This is a genomic window from Helicobacter sp. 23-1044, from assembly GCF_053654695.1.
In genome coordinates, this window is record NZ_JBSIUQ010000005.1 from 89,965 (window position 1) to 104,331 (window position 14,367).

The 14,367-nt window shown below is 40.8% G+C and carries 15 protein-coding genes; 7 read left to right on the forward strand and 8 right to left on the reverse strand.

All coding sequences use genetic code 11. The features are described 5' to 3' along the window. Positions 1-265 precede the first annotated feature (265 nt). Positions 266-397 carry a hypothetical protein gene (locus ACWIUD_RS05925; protein WP_454147612.1) on the reverse strand — a complete coding sequence of 44 codons (132 nt, stop codon included), beginning with the start codon at positions 395-397 and terminating at the stop codon, positions 266-268. 43 nt (positions 398-440) lie between these two features. Here ACWIUD_RS05925 and ACWIUD_RS05930 point away from each other — a divergent pair, with 43 nt between their 5' ends. Together ACWIUD_RS05930 and ACWIUD_RS05935 are read left to right on the forward strand one after the other, a co-directional pair. Beyond that, positions 441-935 carry an outer membrane beta-barrel protein gene (locus ACWIUD_RS05930; RefSeq protein ID WP_454147700.1) on the forward strand — a complete coding sequence of 165 codons (495 nt, stop codon included), beginning with the start codon at positions 441-443 and terminating at the stop codon, positions 933-935. A 20-nt stretch (positions 936-955) separates the two neighbouring features. Then, the gene (locus ACWIUD_RS05935) at positions 956-1,129 is read left to right on the forward strand and encodes a hypothetical protein (RefSeq protein WP_454147614.1); all 174 of its coding nucleotides are present in this window, start codon (positions 956-958) and stop codon (positions 1,127-1,129) included. Here ACWIUD_RS05935 and ACWIUD_RS05940 read toward each other — a convergent pair. The 7 genes from ACWIUD_RS05940 to ACWIUD_RS05970 all read right to left on the reverse strand — a co-directional run bounded on the left by ACWIUD_RS05940 (position 1,120) and on the right by ACWIUD_RS05970 (position 8,521). Beyond that, complete coding sequence (locus tag ACWIUD_RS05940) at positions 1,120-1,401, reverse strand: hypothetical protein (protein ID WP_454147616.1); 282 nt, start codon at positions 1,399-1,401, stop codon at positions 1,120-1,122. The genes ACWIUD_RS05935 and ACWIUD_RS05940 overlap by 10 nt on opposite strands. A gap of 148 nt (positions 1,402-1,549) precedes the next feature. Next, a complete protein-coding gene (gene flgL / locus ACWIUD_RS05945; RefSeq protein WP_454147618.1) occupies positions 1,550-4,102 on the reverse strand; it encodes a flagellar hook-associated protein FlgL in 2,553 nt (850 codons plus the stop codon). A 56-nt stretch (positions 4,103-4,158) separates the two neighbouring features. Further along, complete coding sequence (locus tag ACWIUD_RS05950; protein WP_454147620.1) at positions 4,159-4,308, reverse strand: hypothetical protein; 150 nt, start codon at positions 4,306-4,308, stop codon at positions 4,159-4,161. A 12-nt stretch (positions 4,309-4,320) separates the two neighbouring features. Further along, entirely contained in the window at positions 4,321-5,622 is a 1,302-nt protein-coding gene (locus tag ACWIUD_RS05955) for an RNA polymerase factor sigma-54 (RefSeq protein WP_454147622.1), read from the reverse strand. Next, entirely contained in the window at positions 5,619-6,341 is a 723-nt protein-coding gene (gene lptB / locus ACWIUD_RS05960) for an LPS export ABC transporter ATP-binding protein (RefSeq protein ID WP_454147624.1), read from the reverse strand. Before lptB ends, ACWIUD_RS05955 begins: the two co-directional genes overlap by 4 nt. A 9-nt stretch (positions 6,342-6,350) precedes the next feature. Next, positions 6,351-6,896 carry a tRNA (adenosine(37)-N6)-threonylcarbamoyltransferase complex ATPase subunit type 1 TsaE gene (locus ACWIUD_RS05965; RefSeq protein WP_454147626.1) on the reverse strand — a complete coding sequence of 182 codons (546 nt, stop codon included), beginning with the start codon at positions 6,894-6,896 and terminating at the stop codon, positions 6,351-6,353. Continuing rightward, positions 6,893-8,521 carry a DNA polymerase III subunit gamma/tau gene (locus tag ACWIUD_RS05970; RefSeq protein ID WP_454147628.1) on the reverse strand — a complete coding sequence of 543 codons (1,629 nt, stop codon included), beginning with the start codon at positions 8,519-8,521 and terminating at the stop codon, positions 6,893-6,895. The genes ACWIUD_RS05965 and ACWIUD_RS05970 overlap by 4 nt, the downstream gene beginning before the upstream one ends. 113 nt (positions 8,522-8,634) lie before the next feature. Here ACWIUD_RS05970 and ACWIUD_RS05975 point away from each other — a divergent pair, with 113 nt between their 5' ends. The 5 genes from ACWIUD_RS05975 (at position 8,635) to ACWIUD_RS05995 (ending at position 14,288) form a co-directional block, all read left to right on the forward strand. Further along, a complete protein-coding gene (locus tag ACWIUD_RS05975) occupies positions 8,635-10,317 on the forward strand; it encodes an acetolactate synthase large subunit (protein ID WP_454147630.1) in 1,683 nt (560 codons plus the stop codon). Between the two features lie 15 nt (positions 10,318-10,332). Next, on the forward strand, positions 10,333-10,818 hold the full coding sequence (gene ilvN, locus ACWIUD_RS05980) for an acetolactate synthase small subunit (protein WP_454147632.1): 486 nt from the start codon (positions 10,333-10,335) through the stop codon (positions 10,816-10,818). A 63-nt stretch (positions 10,819-10,881) separates the two neighbouring features. Then, complete coding sequence (gene lpxD / locus ACWIUD_RS05985; RefSeq protein ID WP_454147634.1) at positions 10,882-11,859, forward strand: UDP-3-O-(3-hydroxymyristoyl)glucosamine N-acyltransferase; 978 nt, start codon at positions 10,882-10,884, stop codon at positions 11,857-11,859. Between the two features lie 378 nt (positions 11,860-12,237). Then, positions 12,238-13,413 carry a hypothetical protein gene (locus ACWIUD_RS05990; RefSeq protein ID WP_454147636.1) on the forward strand — a complete coding sequence of 392 codons (1,176 nt, stop codon included), beginning with the start codon at positions 12,238-12,240 and terminating at the stop codon, positions 13,411-13,413. Continuing rightward, positions 13,410-14,288, forward strand: coding sequence for a hypothetical protein (locus tag ACWIUD_RS05995; RefSeq protein WP_454147638.1), 879 nt, complete (start codon positions 13,410-13,412; stop codon positions 14,286-14,288). The genes ACWIUD_RS05990 and ACWIUD_RS05995 overlap by 4 nt, the downstream gene beginning before the upstream one ends. Positions 14,289-14,367 lie beyond the last annotated feature (79 nt).

The following is a 14,367-nucleotide window of genomic DNA, read 5'->3' on the forward strand; positions in this document are numbered from 1 at the left end:
GCGAGACTTGCAAAGCAAATCGTGGCAATTCGTAGAATTTACGAGCGAAGCGAAGTAATCATCCAAAAAAACAAACTTGCATTTTTTATCAAAATTTCACTACAATTTCGCCCTTTATAGATTCGCGGGGATTGTCGATTCGCGCGGGTTTATGAGAAATTTAATCAAAAAGGAGAAACCAAAATGAAACAAACACTCGACAACGCAAAATCGCAAATAGGGGGGGGGGCAATAAGAGTTTAAAAATCTCGCATTCTACAACTTCTCACAAACTCCCAAAAATCGCTTTATCACTAATTTTTTGTGGCGCAAATATCGCATTTGCCGAAGAAAGTGGCGGATTCATAGGCTTTGGTATCGGTGGCGGTGGCGCACAACAGCATTTAAAACAAACCACAACAACAACAAAACCGATAAAGCACAACGCTGATTCAGCTGGGATAAACTATGGCTTTGTAGCGGGGCATAAGCATTTTTTCACGCCATATTTGGGGTTACGATACTACACAAATGCGGACTTTTATCATAATCTCAGCAAATCAAAGCATATCAGCGGTGGCAAACGAAAAATTGACATTATGGCGATTTCTTATGGTTTTAATGTGGATTTTTTGGGGAATTTTATGTCAAATGAAATGCTTGATTTTGGCGGATTTGTGGGCGTTGGCGTGGGTGCTACGACTTTGATGGGTAAATATGTTGAGATAGAAGCGATAGAAGCGGGACAGAGTGTCCGCACCACAGGGCTTGATGTCGCGCTAAACTTTGGGCTACGGACAAATATCGCCACTCATCACGGCGTGGAGTTGGCTGTGCGAGTGCCTTTTATGCCTATTGAGATTTATAAATTGAAGCAAGGTGGCGCGGAAGGAACGATAACTGATACTTTTGGGCAGACATTTAGCATAATGGCTAGATATACATTTAGCTTTTAGGTTTTTGTCGCGAATCTAATGTGAATTTAGATTCGCGGGATTTGGGTTACTTTGTGCGATTCACAAATATTTTTGTCATTGCGAGGCGAATCGTAGATTCGCCGAAGCAATCCACTAATGAGACTTTTGAAACAAAGGCGAATCGCTTACTTTGGGCGAATCTAAATGTAAATAATTTATTGATTCAATTTTGAAACATTGATTTTATTTGCTTTTTAAAATCGTGTGATTTGGATTGCTTCGCCTTGCCTTTGGCAAGGACTCGCAATGACGATTCAGTGTGGATTGCCACGATTCGGCTTCGCCGAATCTCGCAATGACAAATTTTTTTTATAAGATTCTGCGATTTGCACGAATTTTTGTAATGATGGATTTTTACCCACCCCCTTAATCCCCCTCCGCAAGGGAGGGGGAGAGTTTGAGATATTTCGCTTCGCTCAATATGACAAATTAGCATTACAAACAATCGAAGTAGTTGCGGTGGAGATTTTGTGGTTTTTTAGGATTTTTGGGAGCGAAGCTAGACTTGGAGTCTGTGAGCCTCCCAAAAATCCTAAAATCCGCGAAAGATGCACCCAAATACAAATTGCACCCACGCAATGAACAAATTTGCGCTACCTCAAATAATCCACTAGCGACATTTGATTCACCTTACTTGTCGATGCTAGAACGGCGTTATAATTATTTGTAAGTTGCGCGAATTTATTGTAAGTCTCTGCCAAATCCGCGCCGATTGTGTCGCTTTTTATTGATTCAACCTGCACTTTTAGGACTTCATTGCGCCTTATGCTATTTTCAAAAACCCTGCCATAGCTCCCATTTAGCGCGATATTTTTTTCAATGTGGTCTTTTAGGTGGTCAAAAAGCGTGAGTGCGTTTTGAATGCCCAAATTGCGCAAATCAGCGTTATAATTGTCCCCAAGCGCGTCAGGGCGGTAAATCCCCTTATCCACCGCTTCTATCATTTCATCAAGCTGTTTAAAAAAACTAATATGCGCCCTATCAATGGTAAGCGCGTTGTTTGCGTTAAAAGTAAGGCTAGGCGCACCATTTTCTATCGCCTCCGCGCTAAAATTATCACTATTTGCGCTATACATCATAAAACTCATTCTACTTAGTGAGCGGATTTTATCTTGAATCTCAATTTGCCCATCATTATTGATAAACACGCTCACATTGCGCCCTGCCATTTCGATGAGTTGCTCATAATCCTTTTTGCCACTCTCGCTCACACCATCAATAGCGTTGCCTTGCGCATCGATAAAGCGTTGCACTTCGGGGTTGCTGTAATTTAGTGCGATTGTCATTGCGTCCATAATCTGGCGAAAAGTTACATTATTGCCATCTGTAATGCTAATGGCTGGCGGTCTATCGTGCGGATTATAAAGCGGGATTCGGTAATCGCCACTGCCACTACTACGATTTGGTAAAAGCAAATATGAGCCCTCAGCCCCTAGCTCGATTGCCGCTTCAATATCTGCGCCATTGTGGTCTTTTAGCTTCATAATGTATTTTTCGCCATTTAAGTCTTTGTTTGCCACTTCGCTTAATTTTGTCCAATCTTTTGCGTATTCTCCGCTTGTAGCGTGAATCTGCGAAATATTTGAGATTAGCGATGAGCCTTTGTGCGTGAAAGCCGTTTTGTCATAGTTTGTTTGAAAACTATTGCGAATCGCATTTTTTTCATTGCCCTGCGAATCAAGCGTCCGCAAAGTTATCGCAAAGCCACTTGGTCCATTAAACGGCGGCTCTTTTTGGTCGTGCTCCAAACTGCCGACATTATTATCGATGATATTTATTTTGCCATTGCTTATTTCGACATTCAAATCCCCGCCAAATCGCGCCTTTATCGCATTCATCAAATCCTGCACGGAGTTATTTGCAATGTCAATATAAAATGGCTCAATTGCAGAATCTAGCACATATCGAGTTGATGAATTTGGTAGCTTTCCGCTAATTTCGATTCGCTGTGCCTCCACGCCAAAAATGTCGCTTAATTGCGTTGCCTTATTTGCGTATTGATTGTCATTTGTAACGAACTCCACGCCCAAAGTCGTGTATCTTGCGTCATAATTATTTTTGATTCCGTGAATCTGTGAGAGCGAAAAATCCCCTAAAAACGCGCTTTTTTGAAAGCTTGTTACCCGCGCTCCCTTTTGGTGCAAAGTATTTACATCATCGACATCAGCATTTGCTGCGATTAAGTGAAAGTCGATATTTGAGCCACCGGGCTTTGTTTCGGTGATTTCAATCTGCCCCCATTTATTTAGCTTGACATCTACGACTTGATTTTGCGAAGTGTTGCCATACGCCTCGCCTATTTTGCGGAGCAAATCGCTTACTCGCGTGGCGGATTGTGGATTGTTGTAAGCTACATCAAAGGCAAATTTCGCCTTAAAGCTCGTGCCATCTGGGCGTTTCCCACGCAGATAAAAAAACGCCATTTCATCATTTGTCGTATCATTGTCATTGTCGCCTAGCAAATCCCGCAGTGTATCGCCCTCTTCGATAAAAACTTCGCTTGGGATTTGCGTGGCATTCATCTTATCCATAATGGCAGGGTGAAGTTTGCTTTGATTTAGCCTTTGAATATTTGCTGTAATGCTTTTATATCTATCCAAATCCCTGCTATGAAAAAGCTCAATGCCGTTTAGATTATACGCGCTTTTGACTTCGGGGGCAATGAGTGCCTCTAACTTTTCGGCATTGCCCGTGTAAGTACCATCATCATTAAATGGCTTTACTTTGATATTGCTCCCAGCGAAAATATACTCGCCTCCCACGCTTGTATTGGCAATCGCAAGGATATGATTACGCAAAGCGCGTAAGTCATTTGCAATCGCACCGCGCGAAGTGGGCGAGTGAATGTCATTTGCCGCGTGAATGAGTTTGACTTTAAATTCATCAAGCGTTTTTGAAACTTCGCTCAAACTCTTATCCGTGTGGAGTGTGTGGGTGTTTGCGTCATTGGCAATGTCGATGGATTGATTTAGTGAGTGAATGTCGTATTCCATTTTTAGATTTTGGTTAAAAACGCTTGAATCTTCGTAGCCGTATTTGATTTTCAAACCCGAAGCGATTTTGGTATTTGCGTTTTGCAATCGATTTTGCAAGGTGTTTTGGTAATAATCCATTTGATTGTATTTCGTGCCAAAGGTTACGCGCATAAAACAACTCCATTTGTAAGTTATGCCAAAATAAGCAATTTAGATTCCCAAATCGGCTAAAAAATGCGGAGCGAAAATAGGCGAAATATTGCGATAAAATCGCAGAATCTCGCATTGTTTTCAAGACAAATCGCAGAATCTAGTGCAAAAATCACGCAAGATTCTGCGAATTTGACGCAGAATCTAGCAATATTTTCAAAGCACATTCGCAGAATCTATCACAACTCCACTTCATATAGCTTTTTGCGCTCATTTGAGCTTTCGATATTTAGCTGTTTGCGGTATTTGGTAATGGTGCGGCGGACGATTTTCACACCTGCAAATTTGCCCTCTATCATTTCTTTTAGCTTCACATCGCTTAATGGATTGCTTTTGTCCTCATTTCTCACGCATTCAAGCAAAAAGTCCTTAATCGAAGCATTTGAAGTATCCTCACTAATCGCCGTGCTAAAAAACGCCTTGAGCGGGAAAATACCGCGATTGCACTCCAAATATTTGTTTGCCACAGCGCGCGAAATGGTGCTAGAACTATGCCCCAAATCTTTGGCAATGTCATTTAATTTAAGCGGTTTTATATCGCCCCCAGCGAAAAAATCATATTGATACTCCAAAATCATAAGCCCGATTTTTTTCAAAGTCGCCTTTCGCATATTTATCGAATCTATCAAATCTCGCGCCTCGCGTAATTTGTCCTTAATTTCGCTATTTTTGGACTTTAAGGCGCGTTCATCGATTAAAATATCAGGGTAGCAACTATCATTCAAACTCACTTCAAAGCCCTCCACCGTGCGATTTATAAAGATTTCAGGCAACACTTGCGAATCCTTTGGAAAATACTCAATCGCAGGGGGCAGTCTTCGGCGAATCTTATAAATAATTTTCATTGCGATTTTATAGTGCGGATTCGCGCTAAATGCCTTGTGATTGTCTAAATCATTGATGATTTCAAACGCCAAATCATAAATCTCATCGCTCAAATCAAAATCATCAAGCTGAAAAATCATCGATTCTTTTGCGTTTATCGCGCACACGCCCGGCGGGTCGATTTTAGAAAATCTCGCACGGACGCGCTCTACCATCGCCAAATCCACCGCAAGATGCGATTCAAACGAATCTGCAATTTCGCTCGAATCACCCTCAAAATAGCCCTCTTCGTTGATGTTATCAATAATCTTAAAGGCGATTTCTTGGCTTAGTGGCGTGGGAAAAAGCGGGGGGACGATTTGAGATTCAAGCACTTCATAGAGGCTTTTTTCATAAGTGGTAAATTGCTCGATTTTATCGCTCATATATCGCTTGGAATTTTCGCTTTTAAAAGGCTTTGGCTTTGGTGGTGGCGTTGATGGCAAAGAAGTGCAGAGATTATTTTGCACCTCGACAAAGGGATTTTGCGCGGCAAATTCACTCAAAGTCTCGCTCATCTCCAAAGTATCGCATTTTAGCATAGGCAAAAAATTGCGCATTGTGGGCGTTAATTTGGCTTTGAGAGTTTGACTTTGGCGTAGCTTTAATTTGCTCATAGTTTGAAATTCTCGCCTAAATAGTGGATTCGCACAAGTTCATTGTCATAGATTTCCTCGCTACTGCCTTGCGCTAGAAGTGTCCCGCTTTTGATAACATAGGCTCTATCGCACACGGATAGCGTTTCTCGCACATTGTGGTCGGTTATTAGCACACCGATATTTAAGGATACCAGCTTTTCAATAATGCGCTGAATATCAATCACAGCCAAAGGGTCAACCCCCGCAAATGGCTCATCTAGCAAGATAAATTTGGGGCTTTTTGTAAGCGCACGGGCGATTTCTACGCGCCGTCTCTCTCCACCGCTCAAACTCACGCCTTTTCTAGCGCGAATCGCCGTAATGTTAAAAGCATCTAACATTTCTTCAATGCGCTTTTCTCGTTCACTGCTGTCTTTGATATTTACCTCCGCTGCAAATGCCAAATTTTCCTCCACGCTCAAATCCTTAAAAATGCTAGATTCTTGTGGCAAATAGCCGATTCCCAAATTTGAACGCTTATGCAGTGGCAGTTTTGTAATATCATCATCATTTAAAAAAACTCTCCCACTGCTAGGCACTAAAAGCCCGCAAATCATATAAAAAGTAGTCGTTTTCCCCGCACCATTTGGTCCAAGCAACCCCACAACCTCGCCACTAGCGAGTGATAGCGAAATGTCATTTACGATTTTTGTCTTTTTTATGTGCTTATTTAGGTTTTCTGCGCGTAAAATATCCATTATTTTCCCTTAAATTTGCTCTTTAAAAGCGTAGATTCTAGCATTTTTTGTTTTGCTAATGGCAATAATACAAATATTTTCAAAAGCATTTTTCAAAATCTTAAAAAGGCGCGAATCGCCCCATTCTACGAAGTGAATCCCGTCTGATTCAAGCAAATCTAAAAGCCCTAAATCAAGCATTTCGCTTAAATCGCGGTTGAATAAATCGTAGTGGTAGATTTTTCGCGCCGTGTAAGTTGTTTTGTCAGTTTGATTTGTATTGTTTTTGTCATTCTGAGGGAGCGAAGCGACCGAAGAATCTCTTTGAGATATTTCGCTTCGCTCAATATGACAAATGGGCGAATCGCCATAAATATGTAGCAAACTAAATGTAGGCGAAGTTACACTCTCATCTATGCCGATAAATTTCGCAAAATTCTGCACAAGCGTAGTTTTCCCCGCGCCTATGTCGCCAATTAGCAAAAAAATGGCGTGAGTTTTGCCACTGATTCGCGCCCAAATCGCCTCGCAAATATCATTTAGATTCGCAAGATTTGCGCTCACCAAAGCACTCACACGCGTTCCTTTTTGGTTATGTCAAAAATGCTCTCCACCATTTCTATCACTTTGCTTGAATCTGCGGTAGATTCTGCGATTTTGGATTCTGCGTTTTTGATTATCACTTCGCCAAAAACTTCATTTACGAGCTCTTTGATGATTTTAAAATATGGTTTCAACTTTTCTTTCACCGCAGAATCTGCCCTTGACTCCCAAGTCAAAATGCCATTTTCCAAACTCACAAAAGAAATATTTTTGCTAAAAAGTTCGCCTAATTCGTAATCGCGTTCATAAATTTTTTCGATGAGTTTTTTAAATTTTTGCGCTGAATCTGTTTGATTTTTAGGTGCAGAATCTGCATTTGATTTGCCTGTCATTGCGAGATTCTGCGAAGCAGAATCGTGGCAATCTATATTATTGTTTTTTTGGATAGTTGCTTCACTTTGTTCGCAAATCCTGTGGATTGCCGCGTTCGCTTCGCTCACTCGCAATGACGAAATATTGTCAGATTCTGCGTTTTTTGCATTAGATTCTGCGTTTTTCGTGTGATTCGCAGAATCTAGCAGATTCTGCGAATTGTCCAAAACTTCTCTCTCTAATTTGCTAATCACCTTATCAATATCTTGAATCTTTAATGATTCCTTCATTTTTAGCGCGGATAAAAGTAGCACAAAGCCCGAATCCGCGTTAATATTTAGCATATTTTTCGCTTCGCCCAAAATCTTAAAAAACCGCTCCAAAATAACCAAACTAAACTTTGGATTTTTTTCTAATAATTTATTTTTCAAAAAATCAATCATCTCATTTAGCACATTTTCCGCCTCATACGCCTCAAATTCGCTTAAAAGCGTATCGATTTTATCATCATTTCGCTCCAAAATCGCGCTAAAAAATTCATCGATTTTTGTAGGATTTAGCGAGCCTAACATCGCTGAAATGCAATGCAGTGTGATATTTTCTTTTGAAAAAATGATTGCCTGTTCAAGGCTTGTCATCGCATCGCGCAAACTCCCACCGCAGTTGCGTGAGAGCAGATTTATCGCGCTATCCTCAAATGCGACATTTTCTAATTGCAAAATGCGCTTCAAATGCTCTTCTATCGCATTTACCGCGATTTTTTTGAAGCGAAAATGCTGCGTGCGGCTTAAAATTGTAACAGGCAGTTTCATCGGGTCAGTTGTCGCAAGGATAAATTTCACATAGCTTGGGGGCTCTTCAAGCGTTTTCAAAAAGGCGTTGAACGCTTCTTTTGTCAGCATATGAATCTCATCGATAATAAAAATCTTAAATCGCCCAAAGCTCGGCGGATAGGCGATTTGCTCAATCAAACTTTTTATATCATCAATGCCACGCGAACTTGCAGCATCCATTTCGATAATATCCAAATGTGAGCCATCCATCGCAGCAATGCATAATGCGCATTCATTGCAAGGCTCAGGTGCGGGAAATTTTTCACATTGCAAAGCACGGGCGAAGATTCGCGCAGAGCTTGTTTTCCCGCTACCACGAAGCCCAGAGAAAAGATAGGCGTGTGAGACTTTATCAAGTGTAAGCGCAAGGGAAAGTGTTTGAGAGACGGATTCTTGCCCGATTAAGTCGCTAAATTTGCTTGGGCGGTATTTTAATGATAATGCTTTTGGCATTTTGGCGTCCTTTTTTGCGATTTTGTAAAAAGTAAATGTGAAATTGTAGATTTTTTATGATTTATTTACAATATTTTTAATAGAATCTACACTTTTTAAAAAGGGGGATTGCGATGAGTAAAATGACAGGCGCAAAAATGCTTATTGAAGCGTTACATTTGGAGGGCGTGGAGGTGGTTTTTGGCTATCCGGGCGGGAGAGTGCTATTTATTTACGATGAAATTTACAAGCAAAAATATTTTCGCCATATTTTAGTGCGCCACGAACAAGGCGCGATTCACGCAGCTGATGGCTATGCAAGGGCTAGTGGCAAAGTGGGCGTGGCAATCGTTACAAGCGGACCGGGCTTTACAAACGCCGTTACGGGCATTGCTACCGCATACACGGATTCAATCCCGCTTGTGGTGATTAGCGGACAAGTAGGCATTACGCAAATCGGCACAGACGCATTTCAAGAAATCGATGCGGTGGGCATTTCAAGGCAATGCACGAAGCATAATTATTTGGTAAAGTCGATTAAAGAATTGCCAAAAATCTTAAAAGAAGCCTTTTATATCGCGCAGAGCGGACGCCCGGGACCTGTGTTAATTGACTTGCCAAGCGATATTTCAAACACGATAGGCGAATTTAGCTACCCTGAAAAAATCGTGCTAGAAACCTATAAGCCGAAGTTAGAGGGCAATTCACGGCAGATTACAAAGCTAATTAACGCGATGGATTTGGCAAAAAAACCGCTATTTTATGTCGGCGGTGGCGCGAATCTATCAAATTGTGCTAGTGAAATCCGCGCTATTATGGAGGCTACACAAATCCCAGCCGTTGAAACGCTAATGGCACGGGGCGTTTGTGGCGATAATAATCCGCTATTTTTAGGGATGGCTGGAATGCACGGGAGCTATTCTGCAAATATGGCAATTAGCGAATGCGACTTGCTAATCTCGCTAGGTGCGCGGTTTGATGATAGAATCACAGGCAAATTAAGCGAATTTGCCAAAAATGCCAAAATCGCGCACATTGACATTGACCCAAGCTCAATAGGCAAAATCGTTGATGTGGATTTCCCAATCGTGGGAGATTTGAAGCGCGTATGTGTGAATTTGGCGCAGAATCTGGGCGATTTTGACAAAAATAAAACAAAAGAATGGCTAAAAACACTTGAATCTTACCGCAAAAAGCACCATTTCAAATATGAAGATTCAAACAAAATCCTAAAACCGCAATGGATTATTGAGCGCGTAAGTGAGATTTGTGGAGATAATGCCGTCATTACCACTGATGTGGGACAGCATCAAATGTGGGTTGCGCAGTTTTATAATTTCAAAAGTCCGCGAAAGTCTATCACAAGCGGAGGATTAGGCACTATGGGCTTTGGAATGCCAGCTGCGATGGGCGCAAAAGTCGCAAAAAAAGATTTGCATTCAATCGCAATCGTGGGGGATGGCGGAGTGCTAATGAATATCCAAGAGCTAATGACTTGCGTAGAGCAAAAACTGCCCGTAATTACGATAATCCTAAATAACAATTATTTAGGAATGGTGCGACAATGGCAGACATTTTTCTATGAAGAGCGGTATTCTAGCGTGGATTTGAGCGCACAGCCAGACTTTGTCAAACTAGCCGAATCCTTTGGCGCATTAGGTTTTAGCGTGGCGACAAAGGCGGATTTTGAAAAGGCATTCAAAACCGCACTAGATTGGCAATTGCCTTGCCTTTTGGAAGTGAAAGTCGATAGAATGGAATCCGTCTTTCCTATGGTTGCAGCAGGCGATGCGATTTATAATATGATGCTAAATTAGGGGGGGGGGGCTAAAATGAAGCAAAAACGAAGAGTTATTTCGGTAAATGTGCTAAATGAGCATAGCGTTTTGGCGCGGATTTCAGGGCTTTTTGCTGGGCGCGGATATAATATTGAGAGCTTAACCGTTGCGCCAAAGCCAGATAATGGCGTGGATTCAGGTTTGTCGCGAATCACAATCGTTACAAGTGGCGATGAAAAAGTTTTGGAGCAGATTATCAAACAACTTCACAAGCTAATCCCCGTTTTAAGCGTGATTGAGGACAATGATATGTTAGAAAAAGAAACGCTACTTGCCAAAATCGCCATCACAGAGCCACTCGCAGACATTGAAGTGCTTTGCAAGGCGTATAATGGGCGAATCGCAAATGCAAATGAAAAATTTATCATAATCGTTGCCACTGACAAGCCTTCGCGCATAGATAGCCTAATTTCGGCTTTGAAGCGATTTAAGCCAAAAGAGATTATCCGCAGTGGCGTGATTGCCATTGAGCGCAATTAGATTCTGCGAATCGTGCGAGATTCTGCGCTAGATTCTGCGATTTTACAGCAAAAAGGGGACAAAATGCGATTATATGAAATAATTGAGAGTTTTAAAAAGGCGGATTCGGCATTTGTGGGTGAGATTTGCGCGAATGATTTTGAAGTGCGCGGACTTTTGCCACTAAATTTGGCAACGCAAAATGACATAAGCTACATTGATAAAGATAAATATTTAGATTTATTGCCTTCAAGCAATGCGGGGGCGATTTTCGTGCATAAAAAAATGGGCGAAAAAATTTCGCACAAAAACGCGATTTTTGTAGAAAATCCGCATTTGGCGTTTGCTTTGGCGTCTGCATTTTTTAAAACGCCACAACTAAAAAGCCTAAAATCCACCCCAAAAAGCGCAAAGATTCATAATTCAGCGCGAATCTTTGGTGGCGCATTTATCGGCGAAAATGTCGCAATCGGCGCAAATAGCACCATTATGCCAAATGCGGTAATTATGGATAATGTCGCAATCGGCGCAAATACCACCATTTACCCAAATGTCGTCATTTACCGCGACACAATCATCGGCAATGGCGTGGTGATTCACGCGGGGAGCGTGATTGGCAGTGATGGCTTTGGCTATGCGCACACGAAGTTTGGAGAGCATATCAAAATCGAGCATTTTGGCAATGTGGTGATTGAAGATAATGTCGAAATCGGCGCGAATGTGGCGATTGATAGGGCTGTATTTGAAAGCACGATTATCAAAAAGGGCGCGAAAATCGACAATTTGGTGCAACTTGGGCATAATTGCGTGGTGGGCGAACATAGCCTATTAGTCTCACAAGTGGGCTTCGCGGGTAGCACGACAACGGGACGCAATGTCGTTTTTGGCGGACAGGCGGGGACTGGCGGACATATTCATATCGGCGACTTCGTGCAAGTGGCTGGACGCGGGGCTGTTGGCAAAAATCTCCCGCCAAATACCAAATGGGGCGGACATCCACTGACAGAACTAGGCGAATGGCAAAGAATGTGGGTGAAACTACGAAAAATGACGAGAAAATAAAAAGCGCGATTGGCTTGCGATGTTTTTTAAAGCGACAAAATAATTAGATTCTGCAAAAATTATAATTTCGCAGAATCTGCTTTAAGTAAAATTAAATTATTTTTATATTACAATCGCAACTTTTTTATTGCGAAAATTTAAGGTGGATAATGAATAAATGTTTGAAACTAAATCGGGGGGGGGCAGAATAGAAAATTAGACAGATTCTGCGCCCTTTCATCTTGTAAAAATGCTTTTAAATTCATAAAAAATGCCCTAGATTCTGCGAAAATTTCACAAAACGCAGAATCTACCACAGATTCTGCAAATAGCGCAACATCCGCAGAATCTCGCCAAAATACCAGCGCAAATTACCTTTCATTTTTATATATTTTGCCTTTGGCACTTACGCCATTTGCCCCGCTTTATGCGTATATTTCTGCGATGTTTGTGCTGATTGCATTAAGTGGCGTTATTTCTCGTGAGTGGCGCATTTTGCTTGGCATAACTACGATTTTTAATTTAGCAGTGATTTATGCTTCAAAGGCGCGTTTTGTGCGTATTTTAAACTCCGATGATGATTTTGCTAGATATTATCAGCATTATTTGGATATTTATGATGGTATCGATGGGGCATTTTTTATTTTTGGGAATGGATTAGAAGTCGGGCTGGCGTGTTTTTATAAAATCTTATCATTTATTTTTCCACGCCTTTCACCTATTTTGCTTGATTTAGTTAGTTATATTTGCTTTCTTAGTGCGCTTTATGTGTGGTTAGAAATATTTATGCTTCGCTACTTTCCAAAAGACCAAAGGGCAAGATGTGTGGCATTTACATTTTTTGTGCCTTTGCTTGGGGTGCTTGGACTTGCAAGGCAGGCATTTGGAAGTGTAATTTTGCTTTATGCGATTTGTGTGAAAAAGTGGCGTTTCAAATTGCTGTTTTTATTTATCGCAAGTGCGTTTCATTTGAGTTCGTTGCTTATTTTTAGTGGATTTTATATTATTCGCACATTTCCTAAAATCTCCTTAACGCTCATTTGGACTTACTGCGGGGCGTTTGTTTATGATAGTGTAATGCTAAATAATTTCGTACTTGATGTTACAAATATGTTAAGCGGGATTTTGCCACAAAAAGTTAGCATTTATTTCAAAGCATACACAAGCAAACAAGGGGCAAATTTATTCTTTTTAGCGCATCTTAGCGCAACGCAGGTATTTTTAAGCACGCTTACTTTATTTGGATTGTATTTTTTATCTCCAAATGACCCACTTGCCAAAAATATCCGCATATTTTTCTTGCTGTGCGTGGTGAATGAATTTGTAGGATTTATAATGGGGCGGACATTTTTTATATTAAATGAAATGCTATTTTATTTCGTGGTATTTGTGGCGTTACGGCGAGTTTATCTAATCATAATTCCATTTTTTATGATTTATGCCCTGCGATTTATTTATATACATTTAACCAAAAATCCGCACCTTTTGGATAGAGAAACAACGATGTATTTTTACAATTATCCAGAGATAAATTTAGCACCATTTTATTACATTTTTAAAGGATTGGTTCAATGAAAAAATCACGAAAATTATTCAAAACTTACGATAGTTTGGAGATTATTTTGACGCTGAAACGGCGATGGAAGTTATTTTGCTATACATTTATTGTTTTGCTAATTATTGCGTTGCCTTTTGCGCATTGGCAGTTAGAGCACATAAATGCGCAAATAAAAGCACAAAATGAAAGCAACGCCAAAGTCCTAGCGCAAATTCAAGCGGAGAGGGAGGGGCGATTTCAACTGCGAAAGGCATTTTTGAAAGTGCATAAATACAACAATATCGTGCTTCCAGATAGCGTGATACACAATATTTTACGCAACAGCAACCGCCTAATTGATGCGTATAAAAAATATTCATCGCATCCACATTTTGATATTTGGCAAATAAATTTGCGTGAATTTGATTTAAACGCAGAATCCATCGCAGAATCGCAAATATTAAACGCAGATTCTGCGAATCCGCTTTATTTTCATTTAGAAAATATCGTAGGGTTTATAAACTCTTCGCCCATTGCGACAAACTTGCAAAATGATGCTAATTTATTGCAGCAAACTTTAAGCGAGAAAAATCCATTTTTACAGCGCATTATCGAAGATGGATTTGTGGTGTTGATGGATAGCGATGAGGCGGGACTTTTGGCGAGAGAGGCGAGTTTTCTTGGTGTGCCAATCAATCGCTATTATATTCATTTAGATAAGCATCGCATTGCGTTTGAGCGCGGATACACGCTAACTTCCGCGCAAATCATTAGTGCAAATATCCAAACACACGGCGAAAAAATCTATATTTTTGTAATTCTTGCGTGTGTGATGGTGAGTTTGTTTGTGGTGTTTTTTGTGGATTGTGCGGTGGAAATTCGCAGAATCTTAAAGACGGATTCTGCGAAATAGCGCAGAATCTAAAATATGATTTAAATCGCAGAATCTAGCGCGAAAACACCGCAGATTCTGCGATTTTTTATGCGAAGCG

Bases quoted from the DNA above. Each gene is read 5' to 3' on its own strand.
- ACWIUD_RS05995 (WP_454147638.1), top strand. From the start codon at position 13,410: ATGAAAAAATCACGAAAATTATTCAAAACTTACGATAGTTTGGAGATT.
- ilvN (WP_454147632.1), top strand. From the start codon at position 10,333: ATGAAGCAAAAACGAAGAGTTATTTCGGTAAATGTGCTAAATGAGCAT.
- flgL (WP_454147618.1), bottom strand. From the start codon at position 4,102: ATGCGCGTAACCTTTGGCACGAAATACAATCAAATGGATTATTACCAA.
- ACWIUD_RS05970 (WP_454147628.1), bottom strand. From the start codon at position 8,521: ATGCCAAAAGCATTATCATTAAAATACCGCCCAAGCAAATTTAGCGAC.
- ACWIUD_RS05955 (WP_454147622.1), bottom strand. From the start codon at position 5,622: ATGAGCAAATTAAAGCTACGCCAAAGTCAAACTCTCAAAGCCAAATTA.
- ACWIUD_RS05975 (WP_454147630.1), top strand. From the start codon at position 8,635: ATGAGTAAAATGACAGGCGCAAAAATGCTTATTGAAGCGTTACATTTG.
- lptB (WP_454147624.1), bottom strand. From the start codon at position 6,341: ATGGATATTTTACGCGCAGAAAACCTAAATAAGCACATAAAAAAGACA.
- lpxD (WP_454147634.1), top strand. From the start codon at position 10,882: ATGCGATTATATGAAATAATTGAGAGTTTTAAAAAGGCGGATTCGGCA.
- ACWIUD_RS05950 (WP_454147620.1), bottom strand. From the start codon at position 4,308: ATGTGCTTTGAAAATATTGCTAGATTCTGCGTCAAATTCGCAGAATCT.